General features: G+C 61.6%; 17 protein-coding genes and 1 pseudogene. 10 read left to right on the forward strand and 8 right to left on the reverse strand.

Features of this window, described 5'->3' with window-relative positions:
* Window positions 1-4 precede the first annotated feature (4 nt).
* The 10 genes and pseudogenes from QO014_RS13135 to QO014_RS13180 all read left to right on the forward strand — a co-directional run bounded on the left by QO014_RS13135 (window position 5) and on the right by QO014_RS13180 (window position 15,868).
* Entirely contained in the window at window positions 5-1,408 is a 1,404-nt protein-coding gene (locus QO014_RS13135; protein WP_266349152.1) for a bifunctional enoyl-CoA hydratase/phosphate acetyltransferase, read from the forward strand.
* A complete protein-coding gene (locus QO014_RS13140; RefSeq protein WP_266349153.1) occupies window positions 1,405-2,622 on the forward strand; it encodes an acetate/propionate family kinase in 1,218 nt (405 codons plus the stop codon). Before QO014_RS13135 ends, QO014_RS13140 begins: the two co-directional genes overlap by 4 nt.
* On the forward strand, window positions 2,609-4,981 hold the full coding sequence (locus QO014_RS13145; RefSeq protein ID WP_266349154.1) for a phosphoketolase family protein: 2,373 nt from the start codon (window positions 2,609-2,611) through the stop codon (window positions 4,979-4,981). Before QO014_RS13140 ends, QO014_RS13145 begins: the two co-directional genes overlap by 14 nt.
* Window positions 4,982-5,294: 313 nt before the next feature.
* Window positions 5,295-5,636 (forward strand): annotated as a pseudogene (locus tag QO014_RS24565) (class I SAM-dependent methyltransferase); the annotation flags it as partial.
* 693 nt (window positions 5,637-6,329) lie between these two features.
* Window positions 6,330-9,458 (forward strand): glycoside hydrolase family 99-like domain-containing protein, encoded by a 3,129-nt coding sequence (locus QO014_RS13155; protein ID WP_266349156.1) that lies wholly within the window; start codon window positions 6,330-6,332, stop codon window positions 9,456-9,458.
* Window positions 9,459-9,733: 275 nt separating this feature from the next.
* Complete coding sequence (locus QO014_RS13160) at window positions 9,734-10,714, forward strand: BMP family protein (protein WP_370877132.1); 981 nt, start codon at window positions 9,734-9,736, stop codon at window positions 10,712-10,714.
* Between the two features lie 284 nt (window positions 10,715-10,998).
* On the forward strand, window positions 10,999-12,363 hold the full coding sequence (locus QO014_RS13165) for an amidase (protein WP_266349325.1): 1,365 nt from the start codon (window positions 10,999-11,001) through the stop codon (window positions 12,361-12,363).
* Window positions 12,364-13,878: an ABC transporter ATP-binding protein gene (locus QO014_RS13170; protein WP_266349157.1), complete on the forward strand. Its 1,515-nt coding sequence runs from the start codon at window positions 12,364-12,366 to the stop codon at window positions 13,876-13,878.
* Window positions 13,878-14,927: an ABC transporter permease gene (locus QO014_RS13175; protein ID WP_266349158.1), complete on the forward strand. Its 1,050-nt coding sequence runs from the start codon at window positions 13,878-13,880 to the stop codon at window positions 14,925-14,927. Before QO014_RS13170 ends, QO014_RS13175 begins: the two co-directional genes overlap by 1 nt.
* Window positions 14,927-15,868 (forward strand): ABC transporter permease, encoded by a 942-nt coding sequence (locus tag QO014_RS13180; RefSeq protein WP_266349159.1) that lies wholly within the window; start codon window positions 14,927-14,929, stop codon window positions 15,866-15,868. Before QO014_RS13175 ends, QO014_RS13180 begins: the two co-directional genes overlap by 1 nt.
* Before the next feature lie 18 nt (window positions 15,869-15,886).
* Here the strand turns inward: QO014_RS13180 and QO014_RS13185 are convergent, their stop codons facing one another.
* The 8 genes from QO014_RS13185 to QO014_RS13220 form a co-directional block, all read right to left on the reverse strand.
* On the reverse strand, window positions 15,887-17,164 hold the full coding sequence (locus tag QO014_RS13185) for a rhamnan synthesis F family protein (protein ID WP_266349160.1): 1,278 nt from the start codon (window positions 17,162-17,164) through the stop codon (window positions 15,887-15,889).
* Complete coding sequence (rfbD, locus tag QO014_RS13190; RefSeq protein WP_266349161.1) at window positions 17,157-18,074, reverse strand: dTDP-4-dehydrorhamnose reductase; 918 nt, start codon at window positions 18,072-18,074, stop codon at window positions 17,157-17,159. The genes QO014_RS13185 and rfbD overlap by 8 nt, the downstream gene beginning before the upstream one ends.
* Window positions 18,074-19,138 carry a dTDP-glucose 4,6-dehydratase gene (gene rfbB / locus QO014_RS13195; protein WP_266349162.1) on the reverse strand — a complete coding sequence of 355 codons (1,065 nt, stop codon included), beginning with the start codon at window positions 19,136-19,138 and terminating at the stop codon, window positions 18,074-18,076. Before rfbB ends, rfbD begins: the two co-directional genes overlap by 1 nt.
* Before the next feature lie 2 nt (window positions 19,139-19,140).
* A complete protein-coding gene (gene rfbC / locus QO014_RS13200) occupies window positions 19,141-19,719 on the reverse strand; it encodes a dTDP-4-dehydrorhamnose 3,5-epimerase (protein WP_266349163.1) in 579 nt (192 codons plus the stop codon).
* Window positions 19,720-19,761: 42 nt separating this feature from the next.
* Window positions 19,762-20,604, reverse strand: coding sequence for a glycosyltransferase family 2 protein (locus tag QO014_RS13205; protein WP_266349164.1), 843 nt, complete (start codon window positions 20,602-20,604; stop codon window positions 19,762-19,764).
* Window positions 20,604-21,512 (reverse strand): glucose-1-phosphate thymidylyltransferase RfbA, encoded by a 909-nt coding sequence (gene rfbA / locus QO014_RS13210; RefSeq protein ID WP_266349326.1) that lies wholly within the window; start codon window positions 21,510-21,512, stop codon window positions 20,604-20,606. The genes QO014_RS13205 and rfbA overlap by 1 nt, the downstream gene beginning before the upstream one ends.
* Window positions 21,513-22,043: 531 nt before the next feature.
* Entirely contained in the window at window positions 22,044-24,176 is a 2,133-nt protein-coding gene (locus QO014_RS13215; protein WP_266349165.1) for a hypothetical protein, read from the reverse strand.
* 103 nt (window positions 24,177-24,279) lie between these two features.
* Window positions 24,280-25,875 (reverse strand): hypothetical protein, encoded by a 1,596-nt coding sequence (locus tag QO014_RS13220; RefSeq protein WP_266349166.1) that lies wholly within the window; start codon window positions 25,873-25,875, stop codon window positions 24,280-24,282.
* Window positions 25,876-26,131: the final 256 nt, after the last annotated feature.

A 26,131-nucleotide genomic window follows, 5' to 3' on the forward strand; every position in this document is an offset into this window, starting at 1 on the left:
CCCGATGACCGAGACCCTGATGCGCAATCGGACCTTCGACGAGCTCTCGCTTGGCGAAACGGCCTCGATCGTCCGCACGATCGGACGCGACGACATCGAGCTGTTCGCGACCGTCTCGGGTGACCTGAACCCCGCGCATCTCGACGCCGCTTTCGCCGCGACGAACCTCTTCGGTCATGTCGTGGCGCATGGCATGTGGACGGCCGCCCTGATCTCTGCCCTTCTCGGCACGAAACTGCCCGGCCCCGGAACCATCTATCTCGGCCAGGACTTGAAGTTCCTGAAGCCCGTGGCCCCGGGCGACACGATTACGGCGACCGTGACCGTTAGGGAAAAGCGGCCGGAAAAGCGCATCGTGCTGCTCGAAACCACGTGCACAAACCAGAATGGCGACGCGGTGCTGAGCGGTCTCGCGACCGTCATGGCGCCGGCCGAGAGCATCACCTGGCCCCGCATGCGGCTGCCCGACGTCACGCTGCGGCGCCACGATCGCTATGATGCGTTCGTCAAGGAGGCGCAGGCCTTGCCCGTGCTCCGGGCCGGCATCGTGCATCCCTGCTCCCCCGAGGCGATCCTGGCCGCCATCGAGGTCCGCGATCAGGGCCTGCTCGACCCGCTGCTGATCGGTCCGGAGGCCAAGATACGAGCTGCCGCCGAAGCAGCCGGCGTGTCGCTTGACGGGATGACGATCGAATCCGTCCCGCATAGCCATGCGGCCGCCGCTCGTGCTGTCGAAATGGCCGTGGCGGGCAAGATCGCCCTGCTCGTCAAGGGCAGCCTGCACACCGACGAATTGCTGGGCGCGGTCGTAGCCCCCGGCTCGGGCCTGCGGACCGAGCGGAGGATCAGCCATGTCTACGCCATGGACGTTCCCGCCTATTCAAAGCCGATCATCGTCACCGACGCGGCCATTAACATCCAGCCGACGCTCGACCAGAAGCGCGACATCTGCCAGAACGCCATCGACATGCTGCACGCGCTCGGCCTCGAAGAGCCACGCGTTGCCATCCTGGCCGCGGTGGAAACGGTGAACGCCAAGATGCCGTCGACACTCGATGCCGCCGCGCTCACGGTCATGGCTGCACGCGGCCAGATCACCGGTGCCAAGGTCGATGGTCCCCTCGCCTTCGACAACGCCATCAATGCCGAAGCGGCGAAGACCAAGGGCATCGTCTCTCCGGTCGCAGGCCAGGCCGACATTCTGCTTGTCCCCGACCTCGAGGCTGGCAACATTCTGGCCAAGCAGCTGATCTATTTCGCCGGAGCGACTGCGGCCGGGCTCGTGCTCGGCGCACGCGTGCCGATCGTCCTGACCAGCCGGTCCGACCCGCTCACCGCGCGCATCGCCTCGGCTGCGCTCGCCAAGCTCGTCGCGCATGTGCGCATGCCCGGAGTGCCGGAGTCATGACCGCCGATCTGATGATGACATTCAATGCCGGCTCATCGACGGTGAAGGTCGGCCTCTTCGAGATGGAGACGGGCGGTGCGACCCGGGTCGCGCGCGGCGTGATCGATTTTCGCGCGAAGCCGCTCAGCTTTCGCGTCACCGAAGGGCCTGTAACCTTTGCGGTTGATCTTGAGGCCGAGGCGGCGGACGACCTCACCGAGGTCCTGGCCGAGACGCTCGGCTGGCTCACCCATCATTTCGACATGGACCGCATCGCCGTGATCGGCCATCGCATCGTGCATGGCGGCGATATCTTCGATGCGCCGGTGGTGCTCGACGATCGCACGATCCAGGCGATCGACGACCTGACGCCGCTGGCGCCGCTGCACCAGCCACAGAGCCTGCGGCTCATTCGCGCCATCCGCAAATTGCGGCCCGATATCGAGCAGGTGGCCTCGTTCGACACGGCCTTTCACCGGACCAACGCGCCGGTCGTCCGGCGCTTCGCCATTCCGCGTGCGCTGCATGATGAAGGCATCAAGCGCTACGGCTTCCATGGATTGTCCTATAAATTCATAGCCGGAGAGCTGAAGCGCTGCGCTCCCGAGGTTGCGAGCCGCAAGGTCATCGCGGCTCATCTCGGCAGCGGCGCCAGCCTTTGCGGTTTCGACGAGGGCGCCAGTCGGGACGTCAGCATGAGTTTTTCGACGCTGGACGGCATTCCGATGGCGACGCGCTGCGGCGCGCTCGACCCCGGCGTGATGCTGCACCTTTTAGGCCAGAAGCATCTTTCGCCCGCCGAAATCGAGGACATGCTCTACCACCGCTCGGGCCTTCTGGGCGTTTCGGGGATCAGCGCCGACAGCCGCGACCTGATTGCAAGCGATCGCCCCGAGGCGAAGGAAGCACTGGACCTCTTCACCTTCCGCATTGCGGGAGAGATCGGCAGGATCGCGATGAGCCTCGGAGGGCTCGACGCGATCGTCTTCACGGCCGGCATAGGGGAGCACCAGCCCGAAATCCGCAGCGCAGTCTGCGCGCGGCTCGGCTGGCTCGGCGCGGTGCTGGACCCGGCAGCGAACGAAGCCAACGTCCTTCGCATCGCCGATACAAGCAGTCGTATCCAGATCTTCGTCATTCCGACGGATGAAGAGCAGGTCATCGCCGATGAGGCGGTCGCTATCATCCAAACACAGCGCCAGACAATCGCGGAGAAGTCGAATGGACGCCCATGAACGCACGCTGATCGACCGGTATTGGCGCGCCGCCAACTATCTCTCCGTTGGCCAGATATACCTGCTGGATAATCCGCTCCTGAAGGAGCCGCTGCGTCCCGAACACGTCAAGCCGCGCCTGCTGGGCCATTGGGGAACGACGCCGGGCCTCAATTTCATCTATGCCCACCTCAACCGCATCATCAAGGCGCGCGACGCCGACATCATCTACATCTGCGGCCCTGGCCATGGCGGCCCCGGCATGGTGGCCAACACCTATCTCGAAGGCACCTATAGCGAGATCTACCCGGCGATCGCTCGCGACGAGGCGGGGATCAAGAAGCTCTTCCACCAGTTTTCCTTCCCCGGCGGCATACCGAGCCATGCCGCGCCCGAGACGCCCGGCTCCATCCATGAGGGCGGCGAGCTCGGCTATGCGCTCGTCCATGCCTACGGCGCGGCCTTCGATAATCCGGAGCTCGTCGTCGCCTGCGTCATCGGCGACGGCGAAGCCGAGACCGGGCCGCTCGCCACCTCGTGGCATTCCAACAAATTCCTGAACCCCGCCCGTGACGGCGTGGTCCTGCCGATCCTCCATCTGAACGGCTACAAGATCGCCAACCCGACCGTGCTCGCGCGGCTGGGTGACGAAGAACTGGTCCATCTCTTCACCGGCTATGGTTATGAGCCATTCTTCGTCGAGGGCAGCGACCCGACGCTGATGCACGACAAGATGGCGGAGACGCTGGACACCATCTTCGACCGGATTGCGGCGATCAAGCTTGCGGCCGAGGCCGAGCCCGGCGAACGGCCGCGCTGGCCGATGATCGTCCTGCGCAGTCCGAAGGGATGGACCGGGCCGAAAGTCGTCGACGGCAAGATCGTCGAGGGGTCGTGGCGCTCGCATCAGGTTCCGGTGGCCAATTGCCGCCAGGACGAAGGGCACCGCAAGATCCTGGAAGACTGGATGCGAAGCTATGACCCGGCCGATCTGTTCGATGAAACCGGCGACCTGAAGCCGGAACTGAAGGCGCTTGCTCCGGAAGGCACGCGGCGCATGGGCGCCAACCCGCACGCCAATGGCGGCTTGCTGCGACATGAACTGAAGCGGCCGGACTTTCGCGATTATGCCGTGACGGTCGCTACTCCCGGCGGCGCCGAGGAGCAATCAACCAAGATCCTTGGTGATTACCTGCGCGATATCATCCGCCTTGACGCGACGGCGCGCAGCTTCCGCATCTTCGGGCCGGACGAGACCAACTCCAACCGCCTCAACAGCGTCTTCGAGGCGACCGATCGCGTCTGGATGGCCGAGACGATACCGGGCGATGATCATCTCTCACCGGATGGCCGCGTCATGGAGGTGCTGAGCGAGCATCTCTGCCAGGGCTGGCTGGAGGGCTATCTCCTGACCGGACGGCATGGCTTCTTCTCGTGCTATGAAGCCTTCATCCACATCGTCGATTCCATGTTCAACCAGCACGCCAAATGGCTGAAATCATCGCGTGACCTGGCTTGGCGCAAGCCTATCTCGTCGCTGAACTACCTGCTGACCTCCCATGTCTGGCGGCAGGATCACAATGGCTTCAGCCATCAGGATCCGGGTTTCGTAGACCTCGTCGCCAACAAGACGGCCGATGTCGTGCGGGTCTATTTCCCGCCGGATGCCAATACGCTGCTCTGGGTCGGCGACCATTGCCTCGCCACATGGAACCGCATCAACGTCATCGTGGCCGGCAAGCAGCCCGCACCGCAATGGCTCGGCATGGACGAGGCCATCCGGCATTGCGAGGCTGGCCTGGGCATATGGGACTGGGCCGGGACCGAAGAGGATGGGCTTGAGCCAGACCTCGTGATGGCCTGCGCCGGCGACGTGCCGACGCTCGAAACGCTGGCGGCCGTCGAACTCCTGCGCGAAGCCTTCCCGCAGCTTCGCATCCGGGTGGTCAATGTCGTCGACCTGATGGCGCTGCAATCGCCGGGTCAGCATCCGCACGGCATATCGGACCCGCTTTTCGACAGCCTCTTCAGCACCGATCGGCCGGTGATCTTCGCCTATCACGGTTATCCGTATCTGATCCATCGCCTGGTCTATAAGCGCAGGAACCACCCGAATTTCCACGTCCGCGGCTTCATCGAGCAGGGCACGACCACGACTCCCTTCGACATGACCGTCATGAACCAGCTTGACCGCTACCACCTCGCCATCGAGGCGGTGTCACGCCTGCCGCGCCTTCATGCCAAGGCTGGTCCGTTCATCAAGCGGCTGGAGGCCAAGCTGGACGAGCACCACCATTATGTCCGCGAGCATGGCGAGGACATGCCGGAAATCAGCCAGTGGAAATTCTCCCCAGCGGCTCGCCCGTCAGCCCCGGTGTGACCTGAGACGCAGACAATACGCGCCGCACGGCGTCATCATTCGAAGTTCGTCGCGAGGGTCCGGACTCGCGACCCGATCAAAAGTCGCCTATTGAGTTCGCTGGCCCCTCGGACGGCTCGGAAATTGACTTTCCGGGCTTCCGGCACCAGACAGGGCGACCTTTGATTCAACCTCGAGTTAGGCGCAGAGACGACGTAAGGCGGCGATGACGCAGAATCAGTACACTTTTCCACAACCGTCGAAGCAACTCGAGTTCGATGGAGAGCGTCACGTTTCTGGCATTGCCGGCACTATTCGGCACGAACAGCATCAGATGTATCTCTTTGCCCTCGAGCTGTGTCGCGGCAAGACCGTTCTCGATATTGCCTGCGGTGAGGGCTACGGCAGCAGTTTGATCGGACAGGTCGCCGGGAATGTCGTTGGTATCGATCCAGACGAAGCCGCCATCGCCGTCGCCCGCTCGACCTACGCCACAGCCAACGTTCAATTCATAGTTTCTGACACAGACCCGATCCTGCTGGACGACAATGCCGTCGATGTCGTCATCTGCTTCGGGTTGATCGGACGCCTCGAAGGCCAAGGGGCGTTTCTTCAGGAAATAGCCCGCGTTCTGCGGCCTGAAGGCACCTTGATAATCTCGGCGCCGAACCTTCAGAATCGGGATCAGTTCCGCAAGGCTCTGGCCGAGCTTTTCGCGAATGTCCGTCTTTATGATCAGCGCCCGATATCCGGCTCCGCCATCATTGCCGATGGAACCTCGATCGAGATCGAGAGCTTCGAGAGTGCCAGTGGATTGACTCAGTCCGATGGCAGCGACGCGCCTTCCATCCGCAATTTCGTGGCGATCGCGTCCGATGGCGCTTTGCCTGCCGTCGCCAGCAACCTGCTGTATGATGACAACTATGTCGCCAATCTGCGGGGCACGATGACGACCGAAGCCAGCCAGTCGCGTTCGCTTGCGCGGGCTCTTGCCGAGGCCAACGAGAAGAATGCCCACCTCCGCAATTTTGTGGAGCGCGAGACTGCGCGAGCGAACCACGTAGAGGATGTATCGCTCCAGCTCACGGACAAGATTGCATCGTTGAAGTCGTCTTTGAGCTGGCGGCTTACGGCACCAGTTCGCGAGATCGGCCGGATGATCCTGCGTCTTGCTCAGTCGGAACAAATCCTTCGGATCAGGGCCGCTTGGCGGCACCCGACCAACCCGGCGAAGCGCAAGCGATTTCGTGCGGCCCAGATCGCAGCACGCAACACACCCACACGGCCGGCCAGGGATGCGGGTGAAGGCGGGACCATCGATTCTGTCCTCTTCCGACGCTACGTCCGTAATGCAGTCGGCAATCCCCTGTTGCGGGACTTTGTCGAATTGTCGGCCGAAGAGACGCCGGCAGCAGCCTGCGACGTCAAGCTGATCGCCTATTACCTGCCGCAGTTTCATCCGATTCCGGAAAACGACAAATGGTGGGGCAAGGGCTTCACCGAATGGCGCAATGTGACGCGCGCTTTCCCGGTCTTCGCCGACCACTACCAGCCCCGCGTGCCCGGTGAACTCGGCTATTACGACCTCCGCGTGATCGACACGATGAGGCGCCAGGTCGAACTCGCCAAGCAGCACGGCATCACGGCGTTCTGCTTCCACTTCTACTGGTTCGCGGGCAAGCGGCTCCTTGAACTGCCGATCGAGTCGTTCCTCAACAACAAGGACCTCGATCTGCAGTTCGCGCTCTCCTGGGCCAATGAAAACTGGTCCAAGCGTTGGGACGGCGGCAACAACGAGCTTCTGATCGCCCAGAACCACTCGCGCGAAGACGATATTGCCTTCATTCGCTATATTGATCGCTATTTCAAAGATGATCGATATATGAAGGTCGATGGAAAGCCGGTTCTCTCTGTATATCGGCCGGCGATTATCGATCACATGAAGGATACGATCGCCGTATGGCGGCAGCAGGCGCTGGAGCTTGGCTATCCCGGCATCTATCTCATCGCCACGAGCTCCTTCAACTTCAAGGAATTCGCCGAGTACGGCTTTGACGCTCTCTCGGAATTTCCGCCCCATTCAATTCAGGCGGAGCAGCTTCAGGACAAGCTCGAACTGGCGTCCGTCAGGACGGGCGGCCCGATCTACAGCTATGAATCACTCGTCGATATCGTGACGTCGAGGCCCCCGGTGGCTCCCGGGATGATCCATCCCGGCGCCATTCCGAGCTGGGACAATTCCGCGCGCCGGCCGTTCGACGGCCATATCTTCCATGGCGCTTCGCCGGCGCTGTTTGCCCGCTGGCTTCGCCATTGCTTCAAGGTCGCCCGCGGCCACCGTCCGGAAGAGCGCTTCGTCTTCATCAACGCCTGGAACGAGTGGGCCGAGGGCGCCTATCTCGAGCCTGACCAGCGCTATGGCTATGCCTATCTCGCTGCCTGCGCCGAGGTGGTCAGGGAGAACTCGACGCCTGATCCGACCGGCAAGCGCATATCAGCGATCGTCCCGAACTATAATCACGCGCCCTTTCTCGAGGAGCGGCTGAACTCGATACTGGGTCAGACCCAGAGCGTGGCCGAGATCATCATTCTGGATGATGCCTCGACGGATGACAGCCGCGCCGTGATTGCTCGCGCCATAGAGGGTGCGACAATCCCGGTTCGGGTTATCGTCAATGAGCAGAATTCTGGCAGTATCTTCGGCCAATGGGCCAAAGGGATCGAACTAGCCCAGGGTGACCTGATCTGGATCTGTGAGAGCGACGATAGCTGCGACCCGGATTTCCTGATGACGCTGTCGCCCCATCTTGACGATCCCAGTGTTCTGCTCGCATTCGGCAAGGTGAACTACATCGATCGGGACGGCAATCCGTCGCCCGATCTCGATGCTTACCGCGAAGGCATCAGGCCTGGTTACTGGGACGCGCCCCATATCGAGAGCGCACAGACCTGGTTTGACGGCGCATTCGGCATCGCCAATGTTATCCCCAATGTTGGCGGTTGCCTGTTCCGCAAGCAGCGGATCGACCCTCAACTGCTGCAGGAACTGCTCTCCTACAAGGTCTGCGGCGACTGGTATCTCTACAGCCGTTTCGCGCATGGCGGACGCATAGCCTATGAACCCAAGGCTCTCGCATATTTCCGTCGGCACGGCGCCAACACATCCGTGCTGAGCTATCGGGGCGATGCGTTCTACGAGGAGCATGTGGCTCTGGCGAAGGCCCTGCGCCGGCACCACCGCGTCAGCATCGAGACAACACGCAAGATGCTCGATCGCGTCCAGGATCATTATCGCTCGACATTCGGCGAGAGCGCCGCAAGCCAGTTCATCGAGCGCTTTCCATTCCGTGACATTGTCTCGGAGCCGCGCACGATCCAGCATATCGTCATCGCGCTCTACGGACTGCAGACGGGTGGCGGCGAGATATTTCCGATCCATCTGGCCAACGAATTGTCGCGGCGCGGTCACGACGTATCCTTGCTCATTGCGACGACCGAAAACAGCAATGCACGTGTGCGCCGTCTCGTGGCGCCGGGCATTCCGATCTTCACGCAAGATTTCGTCGAGAGCATCGGGCTGGAACGGTTCCTCCGCGACTATGGCGTCGACCTGATCCACACGCACAACATCGTTTCCGACATGTGGCTTCACCAGAAGCTCGCATCGGTCGACATACCCTATGTCGTGACGCATCACGGCTCGTATGAGGCGGTGCCGCTCGACCCGTCCCTGGTCAACTGGCTGCTGCGTAACGTCGATCAGTGGGTCTATATTTCCGACAAGAACCTGAACTACACGAAGGGTCTCCGCGTCGAGCGCGATCGGTTCACGCAGCTTCCCAACGCAATGCCGTCGAGCACGGGAGCTTTTGCCTTCACGCGCGCTGAACTCGGCATCGAGCCGGACGCGTTCGTCTTCGGTCTCGCATCGCGCGCCGTCTATTCGAAGGGATGGGATGTCGCCATTCGTGCCCTTGTCGCGCTTCGCAAGGAGACCGATCGGCCGGTCCACTTGCTGCTCTGCGGCGACGGCGATGATCTCGTCGCGCTCAAGAGAAACTATGGCCAGGTTCCCGGTGTCCATTTTCTGGGGTATCAGGACAACATCCAGTCGTTCTATGGCCTCTGCGACTGCTGCATCCTTCCGACCCGCTATGTCGGGGAATCTTACCCCCTGACCCTGGTCGAAGCGCTTCAGGCGGGCACACCCGTCATTGCCACCGATATCGGCGAGATCTCCAAGATCCTCCAGATCCAGGATCGCCCGCTCGGCCTGACATTCCCGATGATCGAGGACGATGCCGCATTCGAAGCGAACGTGCGGCAGGCCATGAAGCGGATGCTCGACGCTGACTATTATGCGGTCATCGCATCCAATCTCGCGGATGGGCGAGCGCTGCTGTCGATGGAGAAGCTCGTCGTCTCGTATGAGGAAATCTACACCCGCGCTTCCGGATCCGGCCAGCCATTGGCTGCGGAGGGCAACCGGCGGTCCTGATATGCCGCCGATTGTCGGGTAGCGGACGCTGTTCCGGCTTGGGTCGGGCGCGAGGCGGGTCGGCGCTATTGCCTGCCGGCACGGGCTGATTGCCTTACCGACCAGGGGAAATGGCGCAGGGACAGATTGCGGCTGCCCAATGCGGCGTCCGAGACCTGCCCAATTCGCGGGCTTGACAAAATCTTGGACAAATTGTCGAATTTGACCGGATAGACAAAAGCTCGGCAAAGTCGGGCGGGCGCTGAAAAGTGGCTTCCAGAGGGGAACAGTTCGACATGTCGCATCAGATTTCGCGCCGCACGTTCATGATGACCGCAGCTGCCGGCAGCCTGATCCTGGCGGCGCCACGCGCCTTTGCCCAGGAAAAGCTGAAGGTGGCCGGCATCCACGCCTCGCCGGTTGAGAACGCCTGGAATTCTCGCCTTCACGAGGCGCTGCTCGCCGCCGCCAAGGATGGCGTGATCGAATATGTCTTCTCCGAAGGCGTTTCCGGCACGGATTACCCGCGCGCGATGCGCGAATACGCAGAGGCCGGCAACAAGCTCATTGTCGGCGAATCCTATGCCGTCGAGACCGAGGCGCGGCAGGTCGCGGCGGATTACCCCGGCACCGCCTTCCTCATGGGTTCGAGCGGAAAGCCCTCGGGCGACAATTTCGGCACCTTCGGCACCTGGAACCACGAGGCGGCCTATCTCGCCGGCATGCTGGCCGCACCGCTCTCGAAGTCGGGAACGTTCGGTGCCGTCGGCGCGATCCCGATCCCCGAGGTCAACATCCTGATCAACGCTTTCCGTGCCGGCGTGAAGGAAGTGCGCCCCGATGCCAAGTTCCTGAACGGCTTCATCGGCACCTTCTTCGATCCGCCCAAGGCGCGCGAAGCCGGCCTCGCCCAGATTGATGCCGGCGCGGACATCCTGTTCGGCGAGCGCATCGGCACGGCCGACGCTGCCAAGGAGAAGGGCGTGAAGTCTGTCGGTTCGCTGATCGACTATACGCCGCGCTATCCCGAGACCGTCTTTGCCAATGCCATGTGGTATTTCCGCCCGATCCTCGACGGCGCCATTGCCGATGTGAAGGCCGGCGTCAAGACGGGCAAGGATTACAGCTCGTTCTCCTTCATGAAGGAGGGCGGCAACGATATCGTCTTCACCGAAAGCATGGTCGACGCCGCCTCGATCGCCCCGATGGAAGCAAAGCGCGCTGCGATCAAGGCCGGCACGTTCACGGTTCCGGTCGATCCGGCTGAGCCGACCTGAGGCACGACGGCGATCGCCGGGCCTCGCCCGGCGATCCAGGCCGGCTGACTGCGCCCGGCCTGCCGCTGCCCGTGAAAGCTGTTACTGCCGGTCGATTCCGGCAGCAGCGATATTGAATTCGTTCCGGCATCGCTCATCGTATGGCCTTTCCGATCGGCCGAAGACGGGGAACACGCGATGACGATTCCTTCGGGGTCACAATCTTGAGCAATCCTGCTGATCCCGATGATGGCCTTGCGCTTGCCGCAGCCATACGCTCCGGCGCAACGACGGCGGCGAGCGCCATGGAGGCGTCGATTGCCAGGGCCGACGCGGTCGCTGATCTCGGTGCCATCTCGTTCTTGAATGCCGATCTCGGCCGGACACAGGCTGCCGAGATCGATGCCGGTCTCGCGCGACGGCCGAAATTCTACGGCTTGAAGCCGTTCTTGGGCGTTCCGTTCCTTATGAAGGATCTCGGTGCTACAGCTGCCGGCCTGCCGATGATCTGCGGCTCGGCGGCCATCGAGCGCCCGGCGGAATCGGTCGATGCCGCGCTCACGACCCGCTTCCGCCACGCCGGTCTTCTCCCCTTCGGCCTCACGACGGTTCCCGAATTCGGCCTGGCACTCTCGAGCGAGCCGGCGATCGGGCCGATTGCCCGCAATCCACTCGACCCGTCGCGTACGCCGGGCGGTTCTTCCGGTGGCGCGGCCGCTGCCGTTGCCGCCGGGATCGTCGCGGTAGCGCATGCCACCGATGCCGGCGGCTCGACCCGCGTCCCCGCCGCCTGCTGCGGGCTGGTCGGCCTCAAGCCGACGCGCGGCGCTATGCCGGGCGGCCCGGCATTCGGCAATCACATCGGCGGCATCGCGGCGGAGTTGATCGTCAGCCGCTCGCTGCGTGATACGGCAGCGGCACTGGATCATTTCGCCGGCGCTGCCGAAGGCCCGTTCCCCGATCCCGATCTCGACGGGCCGCTGCTGGCGAGCCTCGACCGGGCAACCGAGCCGCTGCGGATCGGGCTTTGCGTCGATGTGGCCGAAGGCGCGCCCGTCACCAGCGAGCGCCGTGCCGCCATCGAGCACGCCGCGGACATATTGCGTGCGGCCGGCCACACCATCGTGCCGATCGAGCCGGAGCGCCTCGCGCCGCTGGTTCGTCAGGCGGCGTTGGTGTTCGACCACGTCATCTGCGTCAACCTCGCCCGCTCACTCAGCGATTTCAGCCGCGTGGAACCATTGACGCGTGCCTGCGCCGAGCGCGGTCTCGGCATCACGGCCCGCGCCCTGCAGGCGGCGGAACTCGGTGGCGTTCATGTCGCGCACGCCATGTGGCGTCTGTTCGACGAGGTCGATGTGCTGCTCACCCCCATGCTGAGCGGCCCGCCCCTGCCGATCGGCTCGTTTCCGCTCGACCATGGCGACATAGACCTGCAATGGCGGCGCATGACCGATTTCGCGCCTTATGCGACGCTCGCCAATGTCGCCGGCACGCCGGCGCTCACGATTCCGCATGGGGTCGACGCCGGCGGCCTGCCGCTCCCCGTCCAGTTGATAGGCCCGATGGCGAGTGACGGCCTCTTGCTGCGCCTCGCACGTGTCCTGCAACGCGCCGCACCCTGGAGCTTCAGCACGCGGATCGCCGGGCTGCCGGAAGGAACCAATTGAATGAGCGAACCCGTCCTGCGTCTCGAAGGCATCACCAAGCGCTTCGGCACGCTGACGGCCAATGACGATGTCACGCTGGAGCTGCGCCAGGGCGAACTGCTGGCGCTGCTCGGCGAGAATGGCGCCGGCAAGACGACGCTCATGAACATTCTCTTCGGTCACTACACGCCCGACGCCGGACGGGTCGTCGCCTTCGGTCACGAACTGCCGCCCGGCAAGCCGCGCGCGGCGATCGAAGCCCGCATCGGTATGGTGCACCAGCATTTCGCGCTCGCCGCCAATCTGACGGTGATCGAAAACGTCATTGCGGGAACGGAGAGGCTATTCTCCTTTGGTCTCGACAAGTCGAGCGCCCGCGCCAAACTCAAGGAGCTCTCGGCCCGGTTCGGCCTCGCGGTCGATCCCGATGCGCGCGTGGGGGACCTGTCGGTCGGTGAACGCCAACGCGTCGAGATCCTGAAATCGCTCTATCGCGACGCTCGGATCCTGATCCTTGACGAGCCGACCGCTGTCCTGACCCATCAGGAAGCGGAGAAGCTCTACGCCACGCTGCGCGGCATGGCGGAGAAGGGCCTGTCGCTGATCTTCATCTCCCACAAGCTGCACGAAGTGCTGGCGGCGGCCGATCGCGTCGTCGTATTGCGCGGCGGCAAGGTCGTGGCCGAGCGGCGCGCGGCGGAGACGAGCAAGGACGAACTGGCCGAGCTCATGGTAGGGCGCCGGGTCGCTCGCCCGCAGCGCGATGTTCAGGCTCCCGGCGCCGTGTTGATGCGTGCGACCTCGGTCGATGTCATGTCGTCTGGCACCAAGCTTCTCTCGGAGGTCAGCTTCGAGGTGCGCGCCGGCGAGACGCTGGGCATTATCGGCGTCTCGGGCAATGGCCAGTCCGCCCTCGGCCAACTTGTCTCCGGTCTGGCAAAGCCCACCGAAGGCCGGCTCGAAATGCTGGGCAAGGAAATCCAGGCGCCCTCCCCGCGCAGCTTCGTCGCCGCCGGCGTCGGGCGCATCCCCGAGGACCGCAACGCCGATGGCGTCGTCGGCGACATGCTGATCTGGGAAAACGCCGTGCTCGAACGTGTGCGCGGTTCGGAGTTTTCGGCCGCCGGCTTCGTCAGACGCACGCCGAGCCGGGCCTTTGCCCAAACGGTGATCGAGCGTTTCGATGTGCGGGGCGGCACGCCGGACAGCCCGATCCGCCTTCTTTCCGGCGGCAACATGCAGAAGCTGATCCTCGGCCGCAATCTCGCAACCTCGCCGCGGATCCTGATTGCGGCACAGCCGACGCGCGGCCTCGACGAAGGCGCCGTTGCCGCCGTGCATGCGGAGATATTGGCGGCGCGCCGGGCGGGCACAGCCATCCTGCTGATCTCGGAAGATCTGGATGAAATCCTGCAACTCGCCGACCGCGTGCAGGCAATCGTCCGGGGCCGCCTCTCGCCAGCCATCCCGATCGGAGCTGCCGATCCACGCCGCCTCGGCCTGATGATGGCCGGCGTCTGGGATGAGGCCGCCTGATGCGCCTCGAACGCCGCGCCAACATTCCGCTCTCCCTCGCCATCGCTGCACCGATCGGCGCCGTCATCGCTGCACTGCTTCTCGCCGGCATCCTGATCGCGATCGCCGGAGCCCCCGTTCTGGAGGCCTATCAGCGCATGCTGATCGGCGCCTTCGGCTCGCGCCTTTCGATCACGGAAACGCTGACTCGGACGACGCCGCTGATTCTGACGGGACTTGCTGCCGCGGTCGCCTTCCGTGCCCGGCTCTGGAACATCGGCGCAGAAGGACAATTCTATGTCGGGGCATTGGCCGCGGCAGCGCTTGGCTCGGAGCATGGGCTGCATCTCCCCTCCTACGCCCTGATTCCGGCCCTCATGGTCGCCGGAGCGGTCGCCGGGGCGATCCTGCTGCTGGTGCCGCTGGCGCTGCGCCTGCGCTTCGGCGTCGACGAAGTCGTCACCACGCTGCTGCTCAACTTCGTTGCCGTCCTCTTCGTCTCGATGATGATCGAGGGCGTGCTCAAGGATCCGCTGGCATTTGGCTGGCCTCAATCCGTGCCGATCGTCGGCGATGCGAGCCTGCCGAAATTGATCGCGCGCTCGCGGCTTCATATCGGCCTTCTCATTGCTGTCGGCCTTGCACTGTTGATCTGGCTGATCCAGTCGCGAACCCTTTTCGGACTGGAGAGCCGTGCCGCCGGCCTTAACCCGTCCGCGGCGCGCTTCGCCGGCGTCTCGCTCACCGGAGTACTGGTCAAGGTCGCCTGTCTCTCGGGCGGCCTCGCGGGCCTTGCCGGCGCGATCGAGGTCATGGGCGTGAAAGGCTATGTGACGACCGATCTTTCGCCCGGCTTTGGCTATACCGGCATCGTCGTCGCCATGCTGGCCGGCCTGCATCCGCTCGGCGTGGTCGTCGCCGCGCTCTTCGTCGCCACCATGTTCGTCGGCGCGGACGGCATGAGCCGCGCGCTGGGTGTGCCGAGCTTCATCGCCGACGTCATCGTGTCGCTCTCGCTCTTGACCATGCTGGTCGGTCTGTTCCTGACCAGCTACCGGATTCGCCGCTGATGGACGCGCTCGATATCTTCGCCTCGGCCGGTCTCTGGGCAGCCGTGCTCCGCATTGCCACGCCGCTGATCTTCGGCACGCTCGGTGCGCTGATCTGCGAACGGGCCGGCGTGCTCAATCTCGGCATTGAAGGCATCATGACCTTCGGCGCCATGATCGGCTGGATGACGGTCTACCAGGGCGGGGACCTCTGGCTCGGACTGCTCGCCGCGGCATTGGGTGGCGCGGCCTTCGGGCTGTTGCATGCGCTTCTGACCGTGACGCTCGGCCTTTCGCAGCATGTGACAGGCCTCGGCATCACGCTCTTCGCTTCGAGCCTGACCTATTTCATCTTTCGCCTCTCCGTCCCGGTCTCCGGGACGCCGCCGACCATCGTGCCGTTCCAGGTCATCCATATCCCGGTGCTCTCGGACCTTCCCTTCCTCGGCGAGGCCGTCTTCGCCCAGACCGCACCGACCTATCTGGCCGTCGCGCTGGCGATTGTCATTGCCTGGGGGCTCGCGCGGACGCCGCTCGGCCTGGCGGTCCGCATTGTGGGCGAGAATCCGCACGCCGCCGAGGCGCAGGGCATCGATCCGATCCGGCTCCGCATCGGCGCCGTGGTCTTCGGCAGCGCGCTGATGGGCATGGGCGGCGCTTTCCTGACGCTCGCCGCCTTCAACTCGTTTTTCCCGACGATGGTGCAGGGACGAGGCTGGGTCTGCATTGCGCTGGTCGTGTTCGCCTCGTGGCGACCCGAGCGGGCGTTGCTCGGCGCCCTGCTCTTCGCGCTTTTCGATGCCTATCAGCTGCGCCTGCAGCACATTGTCGGCAAGGCGGTGCCTTACCAGCTCTTCCTGATGATCCCGTATCTGATGTCGATCGTCGCACTGCTCGTCATGGCACGGCGGGCGCGCGTGCCGCAGGCGCTGATGCAGCCCTTCCGTCGCGGCGAACGATGAAGGCGGTCAGCGCGCCGCTCAGCGCCCCTCGGGCTGGTTCTCGTCCGGATCGTCGCTGACATCGTCGATCCGCATGCCGGCGGCCGCGACGGCAATCCCGAACAGGCGCTCAAGCGCATGCTCCAATGCGCCATCGACGAGACCGCTTTCCGCAGCGAAATCGTCCATCGAGAGATCGAGCGTCTTCAGGACATCCAGCACGGGGCTGCGGATCCAGAACATCGTGCCGGCAAAGAAATCGAGCTTCACCGCCTCGCGGGCAAGTCCGAGCCGCGCGGCAAGTTCGTAGACATTCGCCTCGTTCTCGCCCCACGCGCCCTTATTGCCCAAATGCTTGTTGGGCAGGCGAAAACGTCGTGCGCCGATCATGCCGATCGACGGATCGTCGGCGAAACGATCGATGATCTCCTGCACGACACCGGTCGAGCCCAGAAGCTCCCGGATCAGCGTCCAGCGCCAGACCGTGCCCAGCACGGCCCGCAAGCCGCGCCGGGCCGAGCGCTTGCCATGAAGCTTGCAGATGATGTCGAAGCCCTCGAGGCGCCCTTCATGCAGCAATTGCAGGAACGGCCCGACATCGCGGCCCTTGTTCGGATAGACCACCACCGTCGACCGCGGGAATTTCGCCGCCACCCGATCGGCAAACGCCTGGTCCGGCGCCACGATGGTGATGATGAGATCGAACGGCTGCTCGATCGCCGCCAACGCCGTCTCGAATTCGGGCCACAGGTCGACATAGTAGAGGTGCAGGACGATCGCGATCCGCAAGCCACGGGTGCTGACGACATGACTGTCCGTGCGAGCCGGCGCCTGAAAGCGCCGCCTGACGGCATATTCCAGCGACGACGATTGCAGCCCGAACCCCCACCCCCGCAAATTGCGCACCGTGCGCATCAGTTCGCGGCCTTCCGGCCCGATTCCCTTCAGGAGCGGGTGCAGTGTCAGGCCATGGCCAATCGGCAGCAGATAACGGTCGCGGCGGCGGAGGTTCCGCCACACCAGCCAGTCGGACATACGCAAAGGCCGGACGTCAAAGTGCGTCGCACCCGGCATGGCGAGCGACAGCCCGCCCGACTCCGCCTTGAGGTAATATTGGACGGCCGGCAAAGCCGGGACCTCCATCGACCGCATATCGCCGGAGCGACCGAAACGCAGCGTCGAAAACGGCAGGTCGGCAGGCGGAAATTGCGCCGATAGAATATAGCGCCCAGGCTTTGGCAGCGTCACCGACCCCGGTTCAGGCGCACCCGGCTCGTGCGAGGCCGAGCCGGCTGGGGCCTCGAAAGCCTCAGCCATTCACGCTCTCTGCCTTTGGCGTCACAGCGGCGATCTCGTCCATGCAGATCGCGAGGCCAACACGCCAGTCGGGCATGGCGAGGCCGTAGTCGCGCTGCAGCCGCTCGGTCGACAATCGCGAGTTCTTTGGCCGTACCGCCGGCGTCGGGTAGTCGACGGTCGCGATCGGCAGCACTTCGGCCGAAGGCAGACCTCGCGCGGCCGCCTCGGCGAAGATCGCCTTGGCAAAGCCGTTCCAGCTCGTCTCGCCCGATGCGACGAGATGATAGAGGCCGGTTCGATCTTGGAAGCCGTTCCGGACGACGTTGTCCGCTATATCAAGCAAGGTCTCCGCAATGAGGCGCGCCGGCGTCGGCGCCCCGAACTGATCGTCCACCACTTTCAGCGACGGCCGATCGGCCGCGAGGCGCAGCATGGTTCGCAGGAAGTTCTTGCCTTCAGAATCATAGACCCATGAGGTGCGGAAGATCGCCGAACCATCGCCATGGGCAGCCATGACCGCTTCTTCGCCACTGCGCTTCGAGCGGCCATAGACAGAGAGCGGGTTGGTCGCGTCCGTCTCGACATAAGCACCAACCTTGGCGCCATCGAAAACGTAATCCGTCGAAATATGCAGGAACGGTATCCCGTTCAGCGCAGCGCCCTCCGCCATATGGCGCGGTGCATCGGCGTTGATCGCCATCGCGGCATCAGGCTCGCTCTCTGCGAAGTCGACAGCCGTATGGGCAGCGGCATTGATGATGACCGCTGGCTTCAGCCTCTCGATCGCATCGGCAATGCTCGCCCCGTCCGCGATATCGATCTCCGGCCGCCCCAAGGCTACGAGCGGAATTGACCGCTCGGCGGCTGTCGCGATCAGTCGCCGGGCTACCTGCCCGCTCCGGCCAAAGACGAGGATCGGCGCAGGCATCAGCCCTTGACCTGCCTCAAGCCGAGGCGCTCGCCGCTATAGACGCCCTGGCGCAACGGCTCCCACCAGTCGCGGCGGTCGAGGTACCAGCGCACCGTCTGCTCAAGGCCCGTCACGAAGGTTTCGCGCGGCCTCCAGCCGAGTTCCGACTCGATCAGCGAGGCGTCGATGGCGTAGCGATGGTCGTGTCCCGGCCGGTCGGTGACGAAGCGGATCAGTTCTCGGCGCGACGAGCCGCCATTCGCGCCGGCATGGCGATCGACCAGATCGCAGATCGTCTCGACGACCGAAAGATTGGTCGCCTCCGCATTGCCGCCGACATTGTATTTTCCACCCGGCCGCCCGCCTTCGAGCACGGCGATCAGGGCTCGCGCATGGTCTTCCACATAGAGCCAGTCGCGAATGTTCGATCCGTCGCCATAGACCGGCAGCGACCGGTACTCGAGCGCATTCAGGATCATCAGCGGAATGAGTTTTTCCGGGAAGTGATAAGGCCCGTAATTGTTCGAGCAGTTGGTCATCAGTGTCGGCAGGCCGAACGTCCTGAACCAGGCCGAGACCAGATGATCGGCGCCCGCCTTGGAGGCTGAATAGGGCGAGCTCGGATCATAAGGCGTGGTCTCGGTGAACTTGCCCTCGGGTCCGAGCGAGCCATAGACCTCGTCGGTCGAGATATGCAGGAAGCGGAACGCATCCCGCTCGCTGGACGGCAACTGATCGCGATGGGCCGTCGCCGCTTCGAGCAGCACGGCCGTCCCGAGCACATTGGTGCGCACGAAGGCGCTCGGATCGCTGATCGAACGATCCACATGGCTCTCGGCGGCGAGGTGCATCACCGCATCGGGCCGGTGGCGGCGAAAGACGTCCTCGACAAAGGCGCGGTCCGCAATGTCACCCTGGACAAAAGAATAGCGCGCGTCGCTTGCGATTGGATCGAGCGAGCGCAGATTGGCCGCATAGGTCAGCTTGTCGAGATTGACGACTTCATGGTCGGTGTCCTCGATCAGCTGGCGGCAGACCGCCGAACCGATGAAACCCGCGCCACCTGTGACCAATATCTTCATCGTCATGCCTCCACGGCCGAGCCGTCATAGACAAAGGGCGTCTCGAAGCTGTCGAGCCCGCCATAGAGCTTGTCCTTCGCCGAGAGCACGGCGGTCTCGGCCGAGACAGGCCATGCAATACCGATCGCCGGATCATTCCACGCGATACCACCCTCGCATTCGGGGCTGTAACCGTCCGAAACCTTGTAGAGAACCTCGGTATTGGGCGCGAGCGTGCAGAAGCCATGCGCGAATCCGACAGGCACCAGCAGTTGCAGGAAATTCTCGGCCGAAAGCTCGACTGCCACATGCCGGCCATAGGTCGGCGAGCCGCGACGGATGTCGACGGCAACGTCGAGGATCGCCCCCTTCAACACACGCACCAGCTTGGCTTGAGCATGGGGAGGAGCCTGGAAATGCAACCCGCGCACAACGCCCGGTTCGACGGAGAGCGACTGGTTATCCTGCATGAAGTCGATGTCGATGCCGAAATCAGCGAATGCCGGGCGCTTATAGACTTCGGAAAAGAAGCCGCGATTGTCGCCATGCCGCTTCGGCTCCACGAGGATCAAGTCGGGAATGTCCAAACGCGTCAGCTTCATTTCGTCCTGTCCGCTGCTGTCGATAAAGGCCGGCCGCCATGCTTATCGCTTTGTGATGTGGCTGAAAACACCGACCAGACGCCCCAGCGCGCCCGCGAGCCGCATTCGGTCCAGTGTCACGGCATAAACCACAACCTTGAGGAGATGATTCACAAAATCTACCGAAGAACTATAGCGTATATTATACTTACGCTTGTAATAAATCTCAGATATCTTCTTATGCTTATTACGATTAAAGTTGTAATTAACGCTATTGGGAACCGATTTACCAATGGCATGACTCGAATTTGCATTCGCGACTACAATAATGGGCGCTTTTTTGGCCTGAAGGCGCCGCGAAAAATCATCATCCTCGTAATAGAGGAATATATTTTCGTCGAAACCGCCGATCTCCAGAAAAAGGGAGCGTCGGATCATGAACACGCTGCCATCCAGGAACTGGGTGCAGAAATCCCCAGCTATCTGGTCGGCATCGTCGCGACCCTTGCGCTGAAGACGAAGCCCGGCTGCGCTGTTGCGCAACCAGAGCGTACCGTCGGGACGCCGGGTCAGTGGCAGGAACACGCCACAATCGGGATAGCGCTTGGCTGCATCGAGCAGGGCCGAGAGCGTGTCTTTTTCGAAGACGACGTCCGGATTGATGAAGAGGACAAACTCACCGGAAGCCGCCGCCAATCCCTGATTGCAGGCACGGCCAAAGCCGACATTGACCGGATTGTTGATCCGGCGAACGTTCAGCCCCTCCAGCGCCGTATCGAGATCGTCCGAACTCGCATTGTCGACGCAGATGACTTCCACATCAGGCGAGAATGCAGAAAGCGCAGTGCGCACAATATGCGCACTGTTGAACGTGACGGTGACGACGCTGACCGACCCTTGGCCCATCAGTGATCGGGCCGCGATTTGCGCAGCGGGAAAGCTTCGTTGGCCCCACCCTCTGCCAATCGGCTCAAATAGCGGCCGTAATCATTCTTGTAGCGGCGCGCGAGGGCAGCCAAGGCCTCGGTTTCAATGAAACCAAGCCGCCAGGCGATCTCTTCGGGCGAAGCGATCTTGTGGCCCTGGCGCTTCTCGATCACCTGCACAAACTGGCTCGCCGCGATCAAGCCGTCGAATGTTCCGGTATCGAGCCAGGCGGTGCCTCGGGAAAGCGGCACGACGTCGAGCTTGCCAGCGGCCAGATAATGCTGGTTGATCGACGTGATCTCGAGTTCGCCGCGAGCCGACGGGCGAACCGATTTGGCGATCGAAACCACTTCCTGATCATAGAAATAAAGGCCCGTCACCGCCCAGTTGCTCTTCGGCTCCGGCGGCTTTTCTTCGATCGACACCGCCCGGCCTTCTGAATCAAAGGCAACGACGCCATAGTCGCTCGGCTTGTCGACCTCATAGGCGAAGACAACTCCACCCTCGGTGAAGGTCGACGCCTCCTGCAATTGAGCCGTCAAGCCAGCGCCGTGGAACATGTTGTCGCCGAGCGCAAGGCCTACACGGTCGCCTGCAATGAACTCCTCGCCAATGATGAAGGCCTCGGCCAGACCGCGCGGCTTGTCCTGCTCGGCGTAGGAAAAGCGCACCCCCCAATCCTCGCCCGTCCCGAGCAGACGCTCGAACATCGGCAACGCCTCGGGCGTCGAGATGATCAAAATCTCGCGGATCCCGGCAAGCATCAAAGTGGTGATCGGATAATAGACAAGCGGCTTGTCGTAGATGGGCAAGAGCTGCTTGGAAACTGCGAACGTGGCCGGATAAAGCCGGGTCCCACTCCCACCCGCAAGAATAATACCCTTCATAGAGAAGACCTTAGCTCCCGAGAGGCGCCCCAGTTGATCGCAGAAAATCAACCCGAGCAGACGCCCCCAACGCAAAAGGATGAGCTTAAGGAGGCTTTCGTGCCCTCACTAACATCAGGCAACTGCCGACGCAAAGGGATATGCCAGAATACCGGTCAAGACCCCGGCCGGCATCAAGCTGGGCGCTCGAGCCATCGCATCTAATCGCTCGCGAATTCAGCCGAGAACATCTCCCGCCTATTCCGGTGAGACCATGCGAGCCTCACGGTCAACAGAGGAAGAGATCGCAAGAATTCTGAAGGAGCAGGAAGCAAGCGCGGCGACCGCTGGCGTCCGTCGCGAAAACGGCAGCTGTCAGTCGACCTTCCAGAAGCTCGAGCCAAAGTCATGGCCTCGTTGAACCAGCCCGGCGCGCGCAGGATCGATGACCGGGGCGTGATGAGCGACATCGTCCACGTAACCTTGGGCTCGATTGAACTCATAGCTCCCAGTCTCAGACTGCTAGCAAGGCGCCAATCGGCACTCTATGGTTTATAGTTCAACTCCTGTGAATGCCCCCAACGGACTGATGCGATATATATAGGCGCCCGGCGTCTTGTAGGCCGCGAACCTCGTATCCGGATCAAAGGACGGGACACCTTTCGTCAAGACCACATACCAATCCAACCCAATCGCATGCAGAGCCGCGGCAACCGAAGGTGCATCTCGGAACCCCTCGATAGCCTTCAACTGTCCAAGGCGCGCGAATACCACATGCTGGCGCTCGGCCCCTTCTCCCATGAGCGCGGCAGGCGATCCGACGTAGGTTGGGACATTCGACAGGCTGGCTATAACTGTGCCGAGATCCACGAATAGGGCATTCGGGTCAACTGGGGACACAGCAAACGTATCTCCGGGGCGCGCATTCTTCTTGAGCACTGCCGCCACGCTCACCGTATTCGGGTCTACCGGCACATCATAGTTGAACTTTGCCCAGCTGACCTTCGGTTTCGATGGATCAAATTGACTAATTCTCATCGCGGCCACGAAAACCGCAGCCATAACCAGCGGCGCGAGTACCAGAATCCGACTCCGCTCCAATCTAGCCTTGAATAACCACCCTCCCAAAAATGATGATGTAAATATCGCAACAAAATAATAAACAAACGGAAACGACCGATGAGAGTATTCGGATGAATCCCCATTCGCCGCCATCGGCGAAACTAAAACAACAGCAATATAAGAGACAATTACGTAAAACGGAAATAATTCAACAATCGGCGGCCACCCCCCCCTTTCCTTTGCCCCTTTCATCCTCATCACAAGCGCAATCGGAAGAACCAGACAAAACGCCCCAAGGATAGCGGGCAGCAATAAGATGATCCCGACAGATCCGCCCAATATGGGCCCAAGACTCGACACGACACTGGCATAGAAACCGTCATAAGCCGTCGGCACGCCAAAAACTCCGTGCGCATCCCGAAGAAACGGCCCAACCGAAAATAGATGATCAAAAACCAGAACGCGATCCGGCGCAATCAAGCCAAAAACAAGAAAAGCACCGATTCCGGCAATGACAATTGACGCGAACCAGCCCCAATTGCGCCGGACAAACGGAAATCTCGACAGCCAAGTTAGGGCGGCTGCTGGAACGACAATAAGCAATCCATGAAATCTAAAATTAAACAGCGCCACGAGAAGAACTAGACATAGCCACAGAGTCGAATCGCCATAACGAAGATGTCGTGTTACTAGCAGAACAAAGATTGACGCTATCGCCATTCCGTAGCCTGCCCCGGGCACGATCAAGGTGAGCCAGTCGAAACTAAAGAAGCTGTTCCGAAGTCCATAGCTTCCCGCATCCGGAATAAGGCAGAAAGCTGCAATTGCCAGCAGGCCCGCCGAGCGCCCCCCCAGTTCGGATGCAAGGGCGAAAGCCGCAACCAGCGCAAGCACCAGGCCAATCGGCAGAAGAAGCGCCGTTGCAGCCACGAGGCCCGGCAGATCGAAGGCCTGCGCGATGACACCGATGAGGAGGAACGGCGCGTAGTGGTAAACAGAGATATGCTGATCGGAAAGGATCGGATTGCCGCGCCCCAACATCATCGGGCTACTGAATTCAGCGATCGTTGTTCCGTGTATGAAATAGTCACCCCACAAGGGGTACCGCCCCGTCTCGGCGAACATATGCGTGGAGTTGGCATAATCCACACACAAATATCCGACAATGACGCAAACGGATACAATTATCGCAACGTCCGCAATATTGTTGAAATCGAGCAAGACCGAATGATCAATCTTGTCCGACGACAATTCTATCCACATTCCCGCGGGAATCGCAAATATTAGCCAAAGCAGAAACGCTGCCCCTGGTGACAGGTTCAGTACAAATACTCCAAAAACGAGAGCGAGACCCGTCACCGCAACGCCAATGACCATTCCCGCAAATAGACGCTCCTCAAAAGGAGTAGGCGCAACAACGAGCGTGACGATGCCCGTCCAGATGATCACGGCGACACCCGATATGACCGCAAGCAGGTCAACAGGGTCTGTGGCGCGACCGGCGAGCCCAAGCATTGTGATGATGAACACGCCGAGGACAACTGACGCCGGGGCGATCAGGACGAGGCGACGGGTCAGCGCGGCCACGAACCGACGCCGGGCAAGAACCAATTCAAACGCCATCAATTTCTGTCCAGTCCTCTAGGCCCGACGGGCCCATGGGTCGCCCATCCCTGGAAGCAACGCTACCGGTCAAAAACCGGCCTGCGGAGCCCATTAGGTCGCCCTACAAGCAGGAGACGCGGGAGTAACGGGCGGCACCTATCGGCATATTAGCGATCTGTCGTAAACTCCCGTTCCAGTGCTGGCGGCAATAAACACCGAGCATGGACAGGAGTTCATCATTGGCAATGATCCCAAGCCCGGCGGAAGAACGCAATCTGGCTAGTATCTTGCTACCATCGATATTTCTTCCGACATAGGAGTGTGGGGCCAGTTGGTCATCTCCCAGACTGAACAGATTGAGAACAGGGTAAGGCCGTCCCTTAATCGGGAAGGCGGGATATAATTGTTCGTATGGCAGATTACCGGCCCATTCGAGCACCAGTTCTCCCTGCGGCAATCGGCTGACGTCTTCCAGAGCCTGCTCATTCAAGATAGACGACGCATCTGCTCGACTTACGTAATAGCGAACTGTCAGAGCGCCAAGGACGAGGCTCGTGATGATCAACGCGCCCCCCGCCCAACGCCCGAGCGGCCGCCTCGTCAACAGCAACATACAAATGCAGACCAGCCCCGAATACGTCACCCTGGTAACGTTGAGACGCCCCAATAGAGTGAACACGATCGTCACAACCAGAAACAATATGATCGACATGCAAATCGGCGCACCAAGATACCTGCCAACGAGGACAATGGTGAGCGCTGCAATCGCTGTAGCCGTTATGACATCGCGAAGAACAAACTGGGAAAGCCAACTCCCTAGTGAACTCAGATCCGGAGAGAACGTTCTGGTTGCTCCCAATTGCTGAACAACAGAGCGGACCTTATCGGGAGAATAGACATCAGGATCGAAGAACCACCAATGACTGATCATCGCCAAGTCATTGGCAGACCAACCTGCACTCGCAAGTGCACTCGGATTTTTGTCCAGGGCGAGATCCAAGCGAAAGTCCGTGAACCAGAACCGTAGCAGATTCATGGCGTTATAAGCATGCCACTCCGGGCTCTCATAAGACAACCAATTATACCACCAGACAGCAGCTACAGCTATCAGACTAAGAGCGATCGCGGCGCCTGAGCTCCATGATCGGATCGATGACGACGCCACAAGTACGGGCAGCGCAATGATTACGATGAAAGCGGCGGCATCGGGACGCATCGAGAACCCGAGAACCAATAGAATCCCCGCCAAGACGAACTCCCCAGCGGATTTGAAACGAGCAGCGCACATCAAGGTCAGCAGTGCAGCAACAATTAGCATCGAGGCGATGATCGTGAACTGCGGCGCGAATATCGGCCGTATCCAAAGCGCAGAGACCACCGCAAGGTTGCCGAGGAAATTCCCGCTCAACCGGGTTAGATCGACAATGATTAGGGCGCCACTTAATACAAGGCAAATGAACAGATATACAGAATATCCAGAATTACCAACAAACCATGACGTTATGTGTATAAATTCGCCCTGTAAACGACTCGAATACAGAAGAAGACTCGTGGGAACAGAAGTTAACCCATAGCCGTGAGCCAGCATCATCATGCCGACATCATCGTTTGTCTCAAAAAATATTCCGAATCTGAAGATAACAAGTAGGACCGCAGCTGAAAGCCACGTCAACGCTATCGAAAATGCCAACTTGGGCGAGATGTTGTCGATCGTCATGTTATGGAATGATCACGAGATTGCCGAAGGTCGCCAGCCCGAATGCAACGCACGAGCAAGTCCTCTAGATCGTGTGGCAAAATTGCATTGAGGTATTCCTTCCCCCATCGAGCACCGCGATGTGTGCTGGGTGGGCGAGCAACGCAGTGAGAGCCCCACGCGGCAAACCCTGAGCGGAACCGCAAAGGCGGCTCCCAGCCCCCTCTCCCGGATCGATCGTTTCACTGCATTTCTGGATCGGCCGAGATTCCCAATC

Source organism: Kaistia dalseonensis (genome assembly GCF_030814715.1).
Lineage (GTDB): Bacteria > Pseudomonadota > Alphaproteobacteria > Rhizobiales > Kaistiaceae > Kaistia > Kaistia dalseonensis.